The sequence below is a fragment of the Anaeromyxobacter sp. Red801 genome (genome assembly GCF_049201065.2).
Taxonomy (GTDB): Bacteria; Myxococcota; Myxococcia; order Myxococcales; family Anaeromyxobacteraceae; genus Anaeromyxobacter.
Map to the genome: position 1 here is coordinate 4677181 of NZ_CM181236.1, position 16406 is coordinate 4693586.

At 74.3% G+C, this 16406-nt stretch carries 15 protein-coding genes; 10 read left to right on the forward strand and 5 right to left on the reverse strand.

The window, feature by feature from the left end; translation table 11 throughout:
- Position 1 precedes the first annotated feature (1 nt).
- The 7 genes from ACOQFB_RS21555 to ychF all read left to right on the forward strand — a co-directional run bounded on the left by ACOQFB_RS21555 (position 2) and on the right by ychF (position 5165).
- Entirely contained in the window at positions 2-1156 is a 1155-nt protein-coding gene (locus ACOQFB_RS21555) for an aminotransferase class V-fold PLP-dependent enzyme (RefSeq protein ID WP_421609484.1), read from the forward strand.
- A 132-nt stretch (positions 1157-1288) separates the two neighbouring features.
- Positions 1289-1561, forward strand: a complete 273-nt coding sequence (locus tag ACOQFB_RS21560) for an AtpZ/AtpI family protein (protein ID WP_059436222.1) — start codon at positions 1289-1291, stop codon at positions 1559-1561.
- A 1-nt stretch (position 1562) separates the two neighbouring features.
- A complete protein-coding gene (locus tag ACOQFB_RS21565) occupies positions 1563-1928 on the forward strand; it encodes a hypothetical protein (protein ID WP_059436221.1) in 366 nt (121 codons plus the stop codon).
- On the forward strand, positions 1925-3073 hold the full coding sequence (locus ACOQFB_RS21570) for a F0F1 ATP synthase subunit A (protein ID WP_421609485.1): 1149 nt from the start codon (positions 1925-1927) through the stop codon (positions 3071-3073). The genes ACOQFB_RS21565 and ACOQFB_RS21570 overlap by 4 nt, the downstream gene beginning before the upstream one ends.
- A 71-nt stretch (positions 3074-3144) precedes the next feature.
- Complete coding sequence (gene atpE, locus ACOQFB_RS21575; RefSeq protein WP_059436219.1) at positions 3145-3375, forward strand: ATP synthase F0 subunit C; 231 nt, start codon at positions 3145-3147, stop codon at positions 3373-3375.
- 46 nt (positions 3376-3421) lie between these two features.
- Positions 3422-3961 (forward strand): F0F1 ATP synthase subunit B, encoded by a 540-nt coding sequence (gene atpF / locus ACOQFB_RS21580; protein WP_059436218.1) that lies wholly within the window; start codon positions 3422-3424, stop codon positions 3959-3961.
- A gap of 91 nt (positions 3962-4052) precedes the next feature.
- Positions 4053-5165 carry a redox-regulated ATPase YchF gene (gene ychF / locus ACOQFB_RS21585; RefSeq protein ID WP_059436217.1) on the forward strand — a complete coding sequence of 371 codons (1113 nt, stop codon included), beginning with the start codon at positions 4053-4055 and terminating at the stop codon, positions 5163-5165.
- A 270-nt stretch (positions 5166-5435) separates the two neighbouring features.
- Here the strand turns inward: ychF and pdxA are convergent, their stop codons facing one another.
- From pdxA to mfd, 5 genes are all read right to left on the reverse strand, one after another.
- Positions 5436-6140 carry a 4-hydroxythreonine-4-phosphate dehydrogenase PdxA gene (gene pdxA, locus ACOQFB_RS21590; protein WP_494492365.1) on the reverse strand — a complete coding sequence of 235 codons (705 nt, stop codon included), beginning with the start codon at positions 6138-6140 and terminating at the stop codon, positions 5436-5438.
- Positions 6141-6426: 286 nt separating this feature from the next.
- Positions 6427-7437: a peptidylprolyl isomerase gene (locus tag ACOQFB_RS21595; RefSeq protein ID WP_059436215.1), complete on the reverse strand. Its 1011-nt coding sequence runs from the start codon at positions 7435-7437 to the stop codon at positions 6427-6429.
- Positions 7434-8387 carry a peptidylprolyl isomerase gene (locus tag ACOQFB_RS21600; RefSeq protein WP_059436214.1) on the reverse strand — a complete coding sequence of 318 codons (954 nt, stop codon included), beginning with the start codon at positions 8385-8387 and terminating at the stop codon, positions 7434-7436. Before ACOQFB_RS21600 ends, ACOQFB_RS21595 begins: the two co-directional genes overlap by 4 nt.
- A 1-nt stretch (position 8388) precedes the next feature.
- Positions 8389-9456: a peptidylprolyl isomerase gene (locus ACOQFB_RS21605; protein WP_421609487.1), complete on the reverse strand. Its 1068-nt coding sequence runs from the start codon at positions 9454-9456 to the stop codon at positions 8389-8391.
- 202 nt (positions 9457-9658) lie between these two features.
- Entirely contained in the window at positions 9659-13360 is a 3702-nt protein-coding gene (gene mfd, locus ACOQFB_RS21610) for a transcription-repair coupling factor (RefSeq protein ID WP_421609488.1), read from the reverse strand.
- Positions 13361-13673: 313 nt separating this feature from the next.
- On the opposite strand from mfd, the gene ACOQFB_RS21615 reads away from it, so the two are divergent.
- The 3 genes from ACOQFB_RS21615 to grpE all read left to right on the forward strand — a co-directional run bounded on the left by ACOQFB_RS21615 (position 13674) and on the right by grpE (position 16390).
- A complete protein-coding gene (locus tag ACOQFB_RS21615; protein ID WP_237757805.1) occupies positions 13674-14435 on the forward strand; it encodes a tetratricopeptide repeat protein in 762 nt (253 codons plus the stop codon).
- A gap of 14 nt (positions 14436-14449) precedes the next feature.
- Positions 14450-15517 (forward strand): heat-inducible transcriptional repressor HrcA, encoded by a 1068-nt coding sequence (hrcA, locus tag ACOQFB_RS21620; RefSeq protein ID WP_421609489.1) that lies wholly within the window; start codon positions 14450-14452, stop codon positions 15515-15517.
- A gap of 144 nt (positions 15518-15661) precedes the next feature.
- On the forward strand, positions 15662-16390 hold the full coding sequence (grpE, locus tag ACOQFB_RS21625) for a nucleotide exchange factor GrpE (protein ID WP_421609490.1): 729 nt from the start codon (positions 15662-15664) through the stop codon (positions 16388-16390).
- The last annotated feature ends 16 nt before the right edge of the window (positions 16391-16406 follow it).

Genomic DNA, 16406 nt, shown 5'->3' on the forward strand with positions numbered 1-16406 from the left:
GTTGGGGGAGCTCGACCCGCTCCTCGCCGACCGCTTCGCGGCGTTCGAGGGGATCGCCTACCTCGACGCCGCGAACCAGGGGCCGCTCCCGCTGGCGGCCTCGCGCGCCGGCCGCGAGGCGCTCAAGCTGAAGGAGCAGCCCTGGCGCATCGGCCCGCGCACCTACCTCACCGCGGTGGACGAGGTGCGCGCGCTCGCGGCGCGGCTGCTCGGTGCGCGCGAGGAGGCGGTCGCGGTCGCGACCGGCGCCGGGCAGATCGTGAACGCGGTGGCGCGCGGGCTCGAGCTCGCCGAGGGCGACGAGATCCTGATCGCCCGCCACGAGTACCCGTCGAACGACTTCCCCTGGCGCTGGCTCGCCCGGCGCGGCGTGCGGGTGCGGGTGGTCGAGCCGGACGATGCCAGCGGCGCGGTGTCGGCGGCGCGGCTCGCCGCCGAGATCGGCCCGCGCACGCGGGTGGTGGCGTTCGCCCACGTCTCGTACCTGCACGGCGGGCGCATCGACCCCGGCCCGGTGGTGGAGGCGGCGCGCAGGGCCGGCGCGCTCACCGTGGTGGACGGCAGCCAGGCGGCGGGCGCCATGCCGTTCGACTTCGGCGGCTCGGGCGTGGACGTCTACGCGGCCGCCGCCTACAAGTTCCTGCTCGGCCCCTACGGCACCGCGCTCGGCCTGTTCTCGTCCGCCGCGCTCGATCGGCTGGCGGTGGGCGACCTCAACTGGTGGGCGGTGAAGGGCTCGGAGGACTTCGAGCACCTGCCCACCGCGGTCGAGCTGCGGCCGGGCGCGCGGCGCTACGACGCGCACCAGACCGCGAGCTTCAACAACCTGCTCCCGCTGGCGGAGTCGCTCCGGCTCCTGCTCGAGGCCGGGCCGGCCCGGATCCAGGCCCACGCCCGGGCGCTCGGCGATCGGCTGCTCGCCGCCCTTCCCCCGGGCTGGGAGGCGGCGAGCCCGCTCGCGCCCGAGGCGCGCAGCCACCTCGTCTGCATCCGGTCCACGGCGGGCGGCGCCGCCACCGACGCCGGCCAGGACGCGCTGCGGGCGGCCCGGGTCTGGACCTCGCTCCGGGGCGGCCGAATCCGCGTCGCGCCGCACCTTTACAGCACCCCCGACGACGTGGACCGGCTGGTCGCGGCCCTGCCGCCGGCGGGGTGAAGCGGGATGGCTCCGGGCGGGGGGCGCGGCCATTGACGCGGCCATTCCCGCCTGCTATACGGGCGTGCCCTTCGGCTCGCCGAAACATCGGTAACCTCCGGTGATTCCGGGGACGAGGGGCGGAGGCGCGCAGTGCCGGGACCGAGCGATCGAGAGCGCCGGGATCCGGAGACGAAGGGGCTCTCGAACCTTGCGGAGGGGTATCGCAAGGCGGCGCCGTACATGGGCGCCTCCACCACGCTGGTCGCCTCCATCGGGCTGTTCGCCTGGGCCGGCCACTGGCTGGACGGGAAGCTGGGGAACCGGACGCCGTGGTTCCTGCTCCTCGGCGCGCTGCTCGGGATGGTGGGCGGGTTCGTCAGCTTCTTCAGGACCGTACTCGGATCGGGGAAGAAGGACCGTTGAGTTGAAGCACCAGCTCGTCACCGCCGCCGTCGCCGCCGCGTTCGTCGCGCTCGCGCTCGCCTCCGGGCCGTACCGCCGCGGCGCGCTGGTGGGCGCCTCGATCTCCGGCGTGACCGCGCTCGCCTCCATCGTCGCGATGGCGCGGTTCGCGCGCGGGTCGAAGCCGGTGCAGCGCGCGCTCGCGGTGATGGCCTCGGCGTTCCTGGTCCGCATCCTCCTCGTCGCGCTCGGGACCGTCGCGGTCGCGCGCGCGGGCGAGAGCATCTACGCCTTCGTCGTCGCCTTCTTCGTGCCCTACTTCGTCTTCAGCGCCATCGAAGGCGCCTTCGTCCACTCGCTCAACCGAGGAACGGGAACGACCGCATGACCGCCGCCACGCTCGTCACGCTCGCCCTCAGCCTCTCGCTCGCCCAGCACGACGCCGCGCCCGCGCCGGCCGCCGCCCCGGTCGAGCAGCACGGCGCGGCCCCCGAGGCCGCCGCCCTCGACGCGCACGCCGCCCCGGCGGGCGAGCACGGTGCGGCCGTCGAGGCCCACGCCGCCGGCGGCGAGCACGGCCAGGCCGCCGGCCACGAGGGCGGGCACGACGAGAGCCTGGGCGCGGTGATGATGCACCACGTCACCGACGGCTACGTCATCGAGCACCCCGGCTTCTGCAACGGCAGGCCCGCCTGGAACTGCGAGTGGGACCTCCGCGAGACGTTCGGCGACGCGCTCAAGTTCGGCGCGCTCGACATGACGCCCACCAAGCACGTCATGATGATGTGGTTCGCCTCGGCGCTGCTGCTCGTGGTGGTGCTCGCCGCGGTCCGCAAGAAGAGCCTGGTGCCGCGCGGCCTCTACAACTTCATCGAGGTGCTGGTCGCGTTCGTCCGGAACGAGATCGCGGTGAAGAACATCGGCGAGAAGGACGCGGACCGGTTCGTCCCGTACCTCGTCACCGCCTTCTTCTTCATCCTGTTCCTGAACCTGTTCGGCCTCATCCCGTTCTCGGCCACCGCCACCGCCAACCTGTCGGTCACGGTCGCGCTCGCGCTCTTCACCTTCTTCATCACGCAGTACGCCGCCATCCGCGCCATGGGCGTGGGCGGGTACCTGGCCCACCTCACCGGCGGCGTGCCGAAGTCGCTCGCGCCGCTGTGGATCATCATGATCCCGGTCGAGTTCCTGGGCCTGTTCACGAAGCCCTTCGCCCTCACCGTCCGTCTCTTCGCCAACATGGTGGCGGGCCACTTCGTGATCCTGGCGCTGCTCGGCCTCATCTTCGCGCTGGGCACGCCCTGGGTGGCGTTCGGCTCGGTGCCGATGGCCCTCGGGATCTTCCTGCTCGAGCTCTTCGTGGCGTTCGTGCAGGCCTACATCTTCACCATGCTCTCCTCGCTCTTCATCGGCGCCGGCCTGGTCCACCACGGCGACGACCACGGGCACGCGGAGGAGCACGGTCACGCCGGGCCCGGCATGGGCTCGGAGCACGGTTCACACGTGGCGGGGGCGTCCCCCGGCCATGGGTAGTCGAGCGCGGTAAGCGCCCCGGGAAACGAGCGGCCCGGCAACACCGCCCCGCAGCATCGGAGAACGCAGCCATGACCTCTGTCGCCCTCGCGTACCTGTCCGCCGGCTTCGGCGCCGGCCTCGCCGTCCTCGGCGCCGGCCTCGGCATCGGCAAGCTTGCCGCCGCCGCCATGGAGGGCTCGGCCCGCCAGCCGACCGCCGCCGGTGACATCCGGACCTCGATGATCATCGCCGCCGCCCTCATCGAAGGCGCGACGCTGTTCGCCATCGTGGTCTGCCTGCTCCTCGCCCTCGCCAAGTAACCGCTCCGCCCGTCGCGGAGCCCAGCGTCTCCTGGGAGTGACTGCCATGGCCTCCTTCCTCTCGCCGGTCCCGGTGCTCGCCGCCGGCGGCATCGCCGACATCAACCCCGGCCTCACGCTCTGGACCGCCATCACGTTCCTCGTGATGCTCGCGGTGCTCGCGAAGTTCGCGTGGGGGCCGATCGTCAAGATGCTGGCCGAGCGCGAGCGCTCGATCCGCGAGGCCATCGACTCGGCCAAGAAGGAGCGGGCCGAGGCGGAGCGGCTCCTCGCCGCGCAGAAGGAGTCGCTCGCCAAGGCGCAGCGCGAGGCCGCCGAGCTCGCGCGCCGGAACCAGCAGGAGGTGGAGGCGCTCCGCCAGGAGCTCACCGCCAAGGCGCGCAAGGAGGCGGACGAGCTGGTGGCCGAGGCGCGGCGCCAGATCGCCGAGGAGCTGGGGAAGGCCAAGGCCGACCTCAAGGCGCAGGTGGTGGACCTCGCCATCGACGCCGCCTCGCGCCTGGTGAAGGCGAACCTCGACGAGAAGGCCCAGCGGGCGCTCGTCGAGGAGTACATCGCGCAGCTCCCGGCGAACCGCGCGGCCTAGCCGCCCGGTTCCCGCTGCTCGCATCGCGCTCCGGCGGGCCCCCGCGTCCGCCGGAGCGTTTTCGTTTCTTGCGGGATAGAGAGAGCAGGACATGGGCCTCTCCATCGGCATCGTCGGCCTCCCCAACGTGGGGAAGTCCACCCTCTTCAACGCGCTGCTCGGCGCCGCGCAGGCGGCGGCCGCCAACTACCCGTTCTGCACCATCGAGCCGAACGTGGGCGTGGTGCCGGTGCCGGACGCGCGCCTCGATGCGCTCTCGGCCCTGTTCAAGCCGAAGAAGACCACCCCCACCACGCTCGAGTTCGTCGACATCGCCGGCCTCGTCGCCGGCGCGTCCAAGGGCGAGGGGCTCGGCAACCAGTTCCTCGCGAACATCCGCGAGGTGGACGCCATCGCCCACGTGCTGCGCTGCTTCGAGGACCCCGACGTGGTCCACGTGGCCGGCAAGGTGGACCCGCGCGGCGATCGCGACGTGGTCGAGACCGAGCTCATGCTGAAGGACCTCGACTCGGTCGAGAAGAAGCGCGAGCGCGCGCTCAAGAACACCAAGGCCGCCGGCAAGGCGGGCGAGCTGGCGAAGCTCGAGGTGGCGGCGCTCGACCGGGTGAAGGCGGGCCTGGAGGCCGGCACGCCGGTGCGCGCGCAGGCGCTCTCCGAGGAGGACCGCGCCGCGGTGAAGGACCTGTTCCTGCTCACCTCGAAGCCGGTGCTCTACATCGCGAACGTGGACGAGTCGCAGCTCGGCAAGGAGGCGACCGACCCGAGCATCCTGGCGGTGAAGGCGCTCGCCGACGCCGAGGGCGCGCCCATGGTGGAGATCTCCGGCAAGGTGGAGTCGGAGCTGGTGGAGCTCGCGCCGCCGGAGCGCGCCGAGTACCTCGCCTCGCTCGGCCTCGAGGAGCCCGGCCTGCACCGGCTGGTGCACGCCGGCTACCGGCTGCTCGGCCTCATCACCTACTTCACCTCCGGCGAGGACGAGTGCCGCGCCTGGACCGTGCGCAAGGGCTCGCACGCGCCGCAGGCGGCGGGCGTCATCCACACCGACTTCGAGAAGGGCTTCATCAAGGCCGAGGTCATCCGCATCGAGGACCTTCTCGAGCTGAAGACCGAGGCCGCCTGCCGCGAGAAGGGCAAGCTGCGCATCGAGGGCAAGGACTACGTCGTCCAGGACGGCGACGTGATGCACTTCAGGTTCAATGTGTAGACCCCCGCTCGCCCCTCGACAGGCTCGGGGTGAGCGGAGCTCCGAAGCGCGCTCGGGGTGACCCCTCGACTCCGCCCGCCTGCGGCGGGCTACGCTCGGGGTGAGCGGGATGCCCCGAGCCGAACACCGCTCGGGGTGAGCGGAGCTCCGAAGCGCGCTCGGGGTGGCCCCTCGACTCCGCCCGCCTGCGGCGGGCTACGCTCGGGGTGAGCGGGATGCCCCGAGCCGAACACCGCTCGTGGTGAGCCCGTCGAACCACGAGCGAGGACGTCAGCGCCGCGCGCGGACGTTCGCGATCCGGACCGCCAGCCGCAGCGCCGCGATCATCGAGGCGGCGCTCGCCTTGCCCTTGCCGGCGATGTCGTAGGCGACGCCGTGGTCCGGGCTGGTGCGGACGATGGGCAGGCCCAGCGTCACGTTCACCGCCGGATCGCCGCCCACCGCGTCGAGCAGCTTCACCGGGATGAGCCCCTGGTCGTGGTAGAGCGCGACCACCGCGTCGAACTCGCCCAGCGCGGCCCGGAAGAACACCGAGTCGGCCGGGAACGGCCCGGCGGCGGGCGCGCCGGCGGCGCGGGCCGCGGCGAGCGCGGGGGCGAGCAGCCGCGACTCCTCGTCGCCGAAGGCGCCCTCCTCGCCCGCGTGCGGGTTGAGCGCGGCGAGCGCGAGGCGCGGCCGGGCGATGCCGAGGTCGTCGCGGAGCGCGCGGTGGGTGATGGCGAGCGTCTCGACGACGCGCGGCAGGGTGAGCGCGCGGCGCAGCCGCGAGAACGCCACGTGGTTCGTGACGAGCGCGATGCGGAGCCGGTCGCCCGCCAGCATCATCACCGACCGGCGCACGCCGCAGGCGGCCTCCAGCCACTCGGTGTGGCCGACGAACCCGGGCAGCGCGCGCGCCACCTGCGCCTTCGACACCGGCGCGGTGCAGAGCGCGGCCGCGGCGCCCTCGCGGACCGCGCGGAACGCGGCCTCCACGTAAGCGAGCTGGGCCGCGCCCGCCGCCGGCGCGGGCCGGCCGGCCGGAGCTGGGCGGCGGGGAGCGCGGTGGTGGCGACGAGCGCCCCGCCGGCCGGGAGCGGGGCGCCGGGCTCGACGACCGGCAGGCCGAGGTCGCCGAGCGCGCGCGCGAGCACGCGCCGGTCGCCGAACACCAGGGGGACGAGCTCGCCGCGCAGCGCGCGGAGCGCGCCCGCGGTCACCTCCGGCCCGACGCCGGACGGGTCGCCGAGCGAGATGGCGATGCGCGGGCGCCCCGCGCGGCTCACGGCCGCAGCTCGGGGAGCTTCACGTCGATGAGCGCGTCGCGCCGGAGCTCGGCCACGTACTGCTGCCGGTAGTTCTCGGCCTGCTCCTCGCCGAGCCGCTGCCGGATCTCGTCGCGCGCCTGCTCGAAGCTCTTGCCGCCGCCGCGCCGCCGCTCCTCGACCTTGAGGATGTGCACGCCGGGGCCCGCCTCCACCAGCCCGGAGATCTCGCCGGTCTTGAGCGCGAAGGCGGCGTCCTCGAGCGTGCGGTGGATGGTGCCGCGCTTCAGCCAGCCCAGCTCGCCGCCCTCCTCGGCCGACGGGCCGCGGGAGACGGCCTTCGCGACCGCGCCGAAGTCCTCGCCGGTCTTGAGCCGCTGCAGCACCCGCTGGCCCTCGGCGCGCGCCTGGGCCTGCGCCTGCGCGCCGCCACCCTCGGGGAACGGGATGAAGATGTGGCGGACCCGCACCTCGTCCTCGCCGTCGAACTCCTGCGGGTGGGACTGGTAGTAGTTGCGCAGGTCCTCCTCGGACGTCTTGATCTTCCCCGCCACCTTGTACTGGAGCAGCGAGAAGTTCTGCAGCTCGCGCCGGATGCGGGTCCGGTAGTCGGCCATCGAGTAGCCCTCGGAGGCGAGGGCGGACTCGAGCTGGGCGTCGGTGAAGCCGTTCTGCTTCTTCACGCCCTCGATGGCGTCGTCCACCTGCTTCTCGGTGACCTCGATCTCCAGCTCCTTCGCCTTCTCGGCGAAGAGCTTGTCCGAGACCACCTGGTCGAACGCGCGCCGGAGCGCCTCGGCGCGGGCGCGCTCGCGCTCCGGGCCGGCGGGCAGCGCGTCGGCCGCGGCCAGGCCGAGCGCGGCGGCGCGCTGCTCCAGCTCCTGCAGGGTGACCACGTCGCCGTTCACGATGGCGGCCACCCGGTCGAGCACGCGCCGGGGCGGCTGGGCCGCGGCGGCGGGGGGCGCCGGCGCGGCGGGCGCGGCGTTGGAGAGGGTGACGGCGAGCAGCGCGAGGGAGAGGTTCAAGGGGTCACCGCGGCGAGGGCCTTCTCGTCGATCTCGATCTGGGCGCGCTTGCGGAGGGCCTCGAGGTACTCCGCCTGCGCCCCGGCCCGCTTCTCGCGGCCGAGCTTCTCGGCGATCTCGGCGCGCGCCTGCTCCAGCGTGCGCCGCTGCGCCGGCTTCTTCTCCACCACCTTGAACAGGTGGAAGCCGTACGGGGACGGGGTGACGTCGGAGATCACGTTCACCGGCAGCGAGAAGCAGGTGTCGAACACCTCCGGGAACCCGGAGCCGCGCCCGATGAACCCGAGGTCGCCGCCGCCCTTGCCCTCGGGGGCGATGGACGAGCGGCGCGCCACCTCGGCGAAGGTCTGCGGGTTGCGGCGGAGCTTCTCGCGCACCTGGGCTGCCTCTTCGCGGCTCGCGACGACGATCTGGAGCACGTGCACCCGCTCCGGCTCCTGGAACTCGGGGCCGTGCTCCGCGTAGTAACGCTCGACCTCGGCGTCCACCACCTGGACCTGCGGGAACACCTCCTGCTCGAACAGGCGCTCCACGGTGAGCTGGTCCTTGAGGCGGGCCTTCAGCTCGGCCTGGCTGAGCCGCTCCTGCGCGAGCAGGTCGTCGAAGTGCGTGCCCGGGTACTCCGCCCGGAGGCGGAGGAAGGCCCGCTCGACCTGGTCCTGGCCGACCACGATCGAGCGGGCGCGCGCCTGCTGCAGGAGCAGCGCGCGGTCGACGAGGTCGTCGAGCACGCGCCGCCGCAGCACGTCGCCGGTGGCCGGCGCCTGGCCCTCCGCGCCCGCCTGCGCGTCGCGCAGCTCGCGCGCGACCGCGTCGGGCGCGATGGGCTCGCCGTTCACGACCGCCACCGCGCCGGGCGCGGGGCGCTCGCCGGAGCGCGCGCCGCCGCAGCGGCCGCAGCCGGCGGCGAGCGCGGTCGCGATCAGGATGGGCGCGAGGGCCGGGCGCACGTCACTTCGCCGGGGCGGGGGCCGGGGCCGGCTGGGCCGGCGCGGGGGCGGGCGCGGGCGCGCCCATCGGGCGGGGACCGGCGCCCATGGGGCCGTGGCCGCCGGGCATCCCGGGCATGCCGGGCATGCCGCCCATGCCGGCCGGCGCGGCGGCCGAGACCTCCACCGCCTCGAGCGCCTTCTCGTCGATGCTGACCTTGGCGTCGTCGCGCAGCTTCTTCAGCCAGCCGTCGAACTCCTTGGTCTTCTTCTCGCGGTAGAGCTTGGTCTGGATCTGCGCCTTCACCTGCTCGAACGTCCGGTTCAGCTCGTCCTGCTCGCCGGTGCCCTTCACCAGGTAGACGCCGTTCGGGGTCTCGAGGACGCCGCTCGTCGCGCCGGGCTGCAGGTTGTAGGCGACGTCGGCGAACTCCTTCGAGTAGGCCTTCTCCAGGTCCTCGCGCGTCTTGAAGCCGAGGTCGCCGGCGGCGGCCTTGCTGGCCGCGTCCTCGGAGAACTCGTTCACGAGCTGCGCGAAGGCGAGCGTGTTCTTCTTCTCCTCCGTCTTCAGCTTCGCGAGCGCCTTCTTCGCGAGCGCGACCTTCGCGGCGCGCTCGGGGCTGCCGGCGGGCGCGTTCCACACCACGGCGGCGAGGCGCACGCGGCGGGGGCGGTAGTACTCGGCCTTGTGCTCGTCGTAGTACTTCTGCAGGTCGGCGTCGGGGATGGCCTCGGCGGCCGCGCCGTTCGCGTCCTGGAAGTTCTTCTGCACGAGCTTCTGGACCATCACCTTCTTCAGCGTGAGCTGGACCTCGGGGTCGTTCGCCAGGCCCTGCCGCTCGGCCTCGCGCGCCAGCACCTCGAACCGGATCAGGTTGTCGAGGAACTCCTTCTTGCGCTCGAGCGTGGAGTAGCGGGCGCGGATGAACGGCGACTGCTCGTCGAGGCGCGCCTTGAGCTCGCCGGCGGTGATGGTGAACCCGCTGCCGGTGGCGACGGCGGGGCCGGACTTCTTCGTGTCCTTCGACTGCGGCTGGCAGGCGGTGCCCGCCAGCGCGACGAGGCCGAGGAGGGCGATGCGACGCAGCATGGTCGATGCTCCTTGAGGTGGGAAAGGACCTGGGGTGCGAACGCGCGGGGCGCCTGCCGTGTTCCCCCCGGCGAGCGGCGGAGCGCGCGCTTCCGAGCCGCAGAAAAGAGCACGGAACGGGGCGCCGATCAAGGATGCGCCGGGCCGGCCGGCGCCCCCGAAATCCGGCGTGGCGCCGCCCGCTTGGACCCCCGGATGCCCCTCACTCCGGGCGCGCGCAGCGCGCCAGCCCGGCGAGCACCTCGCGCACGGCCTGCAGCAGCTCGCGGCCGCTCGCGGCCTGCATCGCCGGCGAGGGCGGCGCCGCCGGCGGCGGCTGGGCGCGGCGGGCGGCGTCGGCCGCCACGCGGCGCTGTGCCGCAGCCTGCCGCGGGCTCTGCCGCACGGCGGCGCCCCTGGCCGGGCGCGCCGCGGCGGCCTTCGGCGCCGGCGGCCCGCCGAGCTGCGCCACGAGCTTCATGTCCGGCGTCAGCCGGAGCGCGCCGGCCGAGGCCTGCACGTGCTTCGCGAGCTGGAACGGGTCGAGCGCGGCCGACTCGCCCAGCGTGAGCACGAGCCGCCCCGGCCCGGTCTCGAGCGCGCGGATGCGCAGCGCCCGCAGCCGGACCTTCACCGCCATGACCTCGAACAGCGCGTCCACCTCGTCGGGCGGGTCGCCGCAGCGGTCCACCATCTCGGCGCGGACCTCGTCGAGGTCCTCGTCGGTGGAAGCCTGCGCCAGCCGCTTGTAGAAGAACAGCCGCTGGTGGACGTCCGGCATGTACGGGTCGGGGATGAACGCCGGCACCGGGAGCTGCACGTCCGGGTCGATCTCCTCGCGCGGCGCCTCGCCCTTCAGCTCGCGCACCGCCTCGTCGAGCAGCTCCTGGTACAGCTCGAACCCGACCGCCTCGATCTGGCCGGACTGGTCCTTGCCGAGCAGGTTGCCCGCGCCGCGGATCTCGAGGTCGTGGCTCGCGATCTTGAAGCCCGCGCCCAGCTCGCTGAAGCGCTGCAGCACCTCGAGCCGCTTCTGCGCGTCCTTCGTGACGGGGCGGCGCGCCGGCACGAGCAGGTACGCGTAGGCGCGCTCGCGGCTCCGGCCGACGCGGCCGCGGATCTGGTAGAGCTGCGCCAGGCCGAAGTGGTCGGCGCGGTTCACGAGGATGGTGTTCGCGCTGGGGATGTCGAGGCCGGACTCGATGATGCTGGTGGCGAGGAGCACGTCGAGCTCCTTGTCCACGAACTGCGTCATGACGTGCTCGAGCTTCCCCTCGCCCATCTGCCCGTGCGCGACCCCCACGCGCGCCTTCGGCACGAGCTCGGTGAGGAAGCGCTGCATGGCGTGGATCGAGCGCACGCGGTTGTGGACGAAGAACACCTGCCCGCCGCGCTTCAGCTCGGTCTCGATGGCCTCCTTCACCGCGCCCGGGTCGAACTTCATCACGAAGGTGCGGATGGCCCGGCGGTCCTCCGGCGGCGTGGCGATGATGGAGAGGTCGCGCACGCCGGCGAGGCTCATGTGCAGGGTGCGGGGGATGGGCGTGGCGGTGAGCGTGAGCACGTCCACGAGCTTCCGCAGCTTCTTCAGCCGCTCCTTGTGCGCGACCCCGAAGCGCTGCTCCTCGTCCACGACCACGAGGCCCAGGTCCTTGAACGACACGTCGGCCGCGAGCAGCCGGTGCGTGCCGACGAGGATGTCCACCTTGCCGTCGGCCGCGGCCTTCAGCGCGTGCTTCACCTCGTCGGGGGTGCGCATGCGCGAGACCGCCTCGATGCGCACCGGGTAGCCCTTGAACCGCTCGCGGAAGGTGCGCTCGTGCTGCGCGGCGAGCACGGTGGTGGGGACGAGCACCGCCACCTGCTTCTTCGCGAGCACCGCCAGCATGGCGGCGCGCATCGCCACCTCGGTCTTGCCGTAGCCGACGTCGCCGCAGACGAGCCGGTCCATGGGCGCGGCGGCGGCCGGGCCCTGGCGGCCCTTGCGCATGTCGCGGACCACGTCCTCGATGGCCTTCGCCTGGTCGGGCGTCTCCTCCCAGGGGAACTCTGCCTCGAACTCGCGGAACAGCTGGTCCGGCTCCGGGTAGGCGAAGCCGGGGTGGGCGGCGCGGGCCGCGTAGATGTCGAGCAGCTCGGCGGCCATCTTGAGGAGCTGCTCCTTCACGCGCGCCTTGCGGAGCGCGAAGGAGCTGCCGCCCAGCTTGTCGAGCCGGATGGCCTCGGGCGAGGCGCCGGTGAACTTCTGCACCTGGCGCAGCTTCGCGACCGGCAGGTAGAGCCGGTCGGCGCCGTCGTAGGCGAGGACGAGGAAGTCGCCCTCCACCCCGCGGATCTGCATCTTGGTGAGGCCGAGGTAGCGGGCGATGCCGTGCTCGACGTGGACGACGAGGTCGCCCTCGTTCAGCTCGCGGAACGCGGCGGCGAACGCGTTCTCCTCGGCGGCGCGGCGCGCCTTCTTGCGCACCCGGCGGCCGAAGATCTCCTCGTCCGAGACCACCGCCAGGCCCGCGGCCGCGTCCACGAAGCCGCCGGAGACCTCGCCGGCGAACACGTGCACGTGCACCGCCGGGTCGTAGATCTCGCGCGGCGCGCCGGGCGGGCCGGTGTGGACGCGCGACTGCTGGCGCCGGTCCTCGAGCAGGCGGCGGAGCCGCTCGGAGGCGGACGCGGTCCCGGCCGCCACCACCGCCGCGATCCCGCGGCGCCGCCAGTCCTCCAGGCGCCGGGTGAGCGGGGCGAGCGCGCCCTCCTCGCCGTGCGCGCCCTCGATCTCGCCGCGGATGCCGGCGGTCTCCTCGAGCGCCCAGCGGATGGGCTCCTCGGTGCCGAGCCACACCCGGTGGCGCACCACCGTCGGCAGGGCCAGCGCGCGGGCGCGGGCCTCGGCGCCGGGGAGGAAGTGCGCCGCGGGCGGCAGCACCAGCTCCTCGCGCTTCAGCGCGGCGGCGTGCTCGCGGGCGAGCGCCTCGTCGAGCTCGGCGAGCGCGTCCTCCACCGCCGCCACCCCGTCCACGTAGACCGCGGCGCCGGGCGGCAGGTAGTCGAAGAGCGTGCCGAGGCCGCCCGGGTGGAAGCCCGGCAGCAGCGCCTCCAGGCCGAAGAACGGCGTGCCCGCGTCGATGGCGTCGAGCACCTCGCGCACCCGCGAGGTGGGCCGGTTCACCCGCTCGGCGGCCTCGCGCACCGCGGTCTTGGCGGCCTCCTTGCCCTCCTCGGTGAAGAGCGCCTCGCGGGAGGGGCAGAGCAGCACCTCCTCCACGTCGCCCTCGCTGCGCTGGGTGGACGGGTCGAAGGCGCGGCAGCTCTCGATCTCGTCGCCGAAGAACTCGAGCCGCACCGGCCTCGGGTCGGCGGGGCTCCACAGGTCCACGATGCCGCCGCGGACCGCGAACGTGCCCGGGTCCTCGACGAGCGGCGTGCGGGCGAAGCCGAGCAGCACGAGCTTCGCGGCGAGCGCCTCGCGGTCCACCTCGACGCCCTTGCCGAGCAGGTCCGAGCCGGCCTCGAACACCCGGCGCGGCACGGTGCGGCGCGCGAGCGCGCGGGCCGAGACCACCACCGCCTTCGCCTGCTCCGGGGCGAGGTGCAGGCGCGCCAGCGCGGCGAGCCGCTCCATCTCCACGCCGCGGTCGGGCGAGAGGTCGTCGTAGGGCAGCACCGCGTCGGCGGGGACGCGGAGCACCGCGCCCTCGCCCAGGAAGAAGGCGAGGTCGCGGGCGAGCGCGTCGGCCTCCTCCTCGTCCGCCGCCACCGCCAGCACCGAGCGGGCGCGGCCCGGGCCGGGGGCGAGCAGGTCGCGGACCAGGAGGCCGCGCGCGGCCCCCTCGAGGCCGGTGACGTCGGCGCGGCGCTTCTCCTCGAGGGCGCGGCGCACGCGATCGCGCACGCTCGCGCCCGAGGTCTCTCCTGTTGCGGCGGTCATGGCGGGGCTCGGAGCGGGCGGCATCTTAGGGGCGCGGGCGGGTGCTGTCACGGCGAACGGCGAGGGCGCGCGGCGCGCCGGGCCCGGGGCCGGGCGGGACGGGGCGCGCCCTCTCGTGGGGGGAAGCGGAGGCGCCGGGCTGCGATCGACCTTCGCCGCGCCCGCACCCCCGAGGTCGCGGGGCCGCGTCACCGGCCGGGGACTTCGGAGGTGCGCCCGCGCCGATCCTCGTCGCGCCCGGCGCCCACCGTGGAAATAGTGTAAGCCCGCGGCAGGACGCGCGCTCGCGGGACGCGGCCGTTCCTTGATCGACGTGTGGGCGGCCGGTACACTCGACGCGCTCCTCGACTGCTGGCAGAGGGACCCCGTGCGGTACCCCCATCCACGCCTCGCCTCCTCCGCGGCGCTCGTCGCCCTGCTGCTCGCCGCCTGCGGCGGGGCGGAGGAGCCGCGCCCGAGCGAGGACGCGGCGCCGCTCGTCTCGACGCTCGCGACCGCGCCGTCGGGCGGTGCGGAGCGGCTGCGCGCCGGCGAGGTGACCGCGGCGCGCGCGTCCTTCGAGGCGGCGCTCGACGCCAGCCCCGACCAGCTCGGCGCGCTGAACGACCTCGCCGTCTCCTACCTCGTGGAAGGCCACCCCGACGCGGCCCGCCGCCTGCTCGACGAGGTGGTGTCCACCGGCAGCCCGCCCGAGCAGCAGGCCGCGCTGGTCAACCTGGGCGAGCTGTACGCGCTGGAGGGCTACCTCCCGGCGGCCCAGGCGCACCTCGAGACGGCCCGCGACATCGACCCGTCTCGCCCGGGGCCGTGGTACGCGCTCGCGATCCTGGCGGACGCGCGCGGCGACCTGCCGGGCGCCCGCGCGGCGCTGCGCGAGGCGCTCCGGCTGGACGCGGACGGTGCGGCGAGGGCCGGCTTCGCTTACGTCTATGCCGAGGAGCGCGTGCACCTCGAGGCCCTGATCGCCGAGCAGGCGGGCGAGGCGGCCGGCGCCGCGGCCCGGTGGCGGGAGCTGTCGCAGGGGCGGTTCCCGGTGCTGTCCGGGGCGGCGCAGCGGCACCTCGCGGGCGAGTAGACGCGGACACGGCGATGGCCACGGCGGACGAGCTGGACAGGCGGGAGCGCGAGATCCTCCGCGCGCTGGTCCAGGACTACATCCACACCGGCGAGCCGGTGGCGAGCCAGCCGCTCCTCTCGCGGCACGAGCTGGAGTGGTCGCCGGCCACCGTGCGCAGCGTGATGGCCGACCTCGAGGCGCTCGGGTTCCTCGAGAAGCCGCACGCGTCCTCGGGCCGGATCCCCACCGAGCGCGGCTACCGGCTGTACGTGGACACCATGCTGAAGGTGCGGCCGCCCAGCCTGGCCGACCGCGACCGGATCGAGCGGCTGGCCCAGGCCGCGCCGGACGTGTCCTCGCTCATCGAGGGCACCGCCGACCTGCTCCACTCGCTCTCGCACCACGCCGGCGTGGTGACGACGCCGCGGCCGCAGGCCGACCCGGTGCGCCAGCTCGAGTTCGTGCGCCTGCGCGAGAACCGGGTGCTGGTGGTGTTCGTGTCCGAGGCCGGCATCGTCACGAACAAGCTGGTGCAGCTCGAGTTCCCCATGGAGGCGGCGGAGCTGGAGCGCGCGGCGGCCTACCTGAACGAGAAGCTGCACGCCCGCGGCGAGGCGGCGGAGCCGGAGCTGGCGGCGCTGCGCGCGGCCATCCTCACCGACATGCGCGCCGACCAGAGCGCGCTCCACGACCTGCTGCAGAAGGCGCTCGTGCTCGCCGAGCAGTCGTTCGCCGCGGCCGGCGTGGAGAAGGTGGTGATGGAGGGCGAGTCGAGCTTCCTCGACGCGCCGGAGTTCTCGGACGTGCAGAAGGCCCGCGCGCTGCTGCGCGGCTTCGCCGAGAAGGACCGGATCCTGCGCGTGCTGGATCGCGTGCTCACCGCGCAGGAGGTCCAGATCTTCATCGGCGCGGAGAGCGAGTTCGCGACGGTGCCGGACGTGTCGGTGGTGGCGGCGCCGTACGGCCGCGGCGACCGCGTGCTCGGCACGCTGGCGGTGGTGGGTCCGACGCGCATGAACTACGCGCGGGTCATCCCGCTCGTGGACCTCACGGCGCGCCAGATCTCCCGCGCGCTCGCGGCGCTGTCCGAGGGCGGCTGAACGAGACCCCGCCGGGGCCGCGGCGGCGCGCCCCGGGCGCGGGCGGATCGCCTTGTTCGCGGCGGCGCCCGCGTGCCATGATGCGGGCTCCCGGTCCGGGGGCCCTCCGGGCCGCAACTCCGCTCGATCACGGCGAAAGAGGCGATGGCAGAGAGCCACGAAAAAGGCGCGTTCCAGGCGGACATCCCCGCGAACGCGGTGGAGGAGGCGCTCCGCTCGGTGGAGCGCATCTCGCACGGCGAGGAGGCCCAGGCCGGCCAGCCCGCCGGGGCGGGCGAGCCCGGCGTCGAGATCACGCCCGAGGCCGAGGGCGTCCCCGCGGGCGATCCGGCGGCGCTCGCCGCCCGCGTGCAGCTCCTCGAGACGCAGCTCGAGCTGTCGCAGTCGAAGGCGCGCGAGACGCTGGACCGGCTGAAGGACGAGCACGAGCGGCTGCTCCGCGCCGCCGCCGACCTCGAGAACTTCAAGAAGCGCGCGGCGCGCGAGCGCGACGAGGTCCAGAAGTTCGGGAACGAGCGGCTCCTCAAGGACCTGCTCCCGGCGCTCGACGGCCTCGACCGCGCGCTCGCGGCGGTGGCCGACGACGACCCGCTCGCGAAGGGCGTGCGGATGGTGCGCTCGACGCTGGAGCAGGCGCTCGCGAAGCACGGCGTGAAGGGCTTCTCCGCCATGGGCACGCCGTTCGACCCGGCGCTGCACGAGGCGCTCATGCAGGTCCCCACCGCGGACGCGGCCCCAGGCACGGTGGTGCTCGAGCACGCGCGCGGGTTCACCCTCAACGACCGGCTGGTCCGGCCCGCCATGGTCGGGGTGGCCGTCGCGCCCCCGCCCGCCGCCGCGCCGCCGGCGGACGGCGAGGCCGGCCCGGAGTAGCGGCCGAGCCCGCCCC

Excerpts from the sequence above, each read along its gene's own strand:
- hrcA (WP_421609489.1), top strand. The coding sequence starts at position 14,450 with ATGGCCACGGCGGACGAGCTGGACAGGCGGGAGCGCGAGATCCTCCGC.
- ACOQFB_RS21605 (WP_421609487.1), bottom strand. The coding sequence starts at position 9,456 with ATGCTGCGTCGCATCGCCCTCCTCGGCCTCGTCGCGCTGGCGGGCACC.
- atpF (WP_059436218.1), top strand. The coding sequence starts at position 3,422 with ATGGCCTCCTTCCTCTCGCCGGTCCCGGTGCTCGCCGCCGGCGGCATC.
- grpE (WP_421609490.1), top strand. The coding sequence starts at position 15,662 with ATGGCAGAGAGCCACGAAAAAGGCGCGTTCCAGGCGGACATCCCCGCG.
- atpE (WP_059436219.1), top strand. The coding sequence starts at position 3,145 with ATGACCTCTGTCGCCCTCGCGTACCTGTCCGCCGGCTTCGGCGCCGGC.
- ACOQFB_RS21570 (WP_421609485.1), top strand. The coding sequence starts at position 1,925 with ATGACCGCCGCCACGCTCGTCACGCTCGCCCTCAGCCTCTCGCTCGCC.
- mfd (WP_421609488.1), bottom strand. The coding sequence starts at position 13,360 with ATGACCGCCGCAACAGGAGAGACCTCGGGCGCGAGCGTGCGCGATCGC.
- ychF (WP_059436217.1), top strand. The coding sequence starts at position 4,053 with ATGGGCCTCTCCATCGGCATCGTCGGCCTCCCCAACGTGGGGAAGTCC.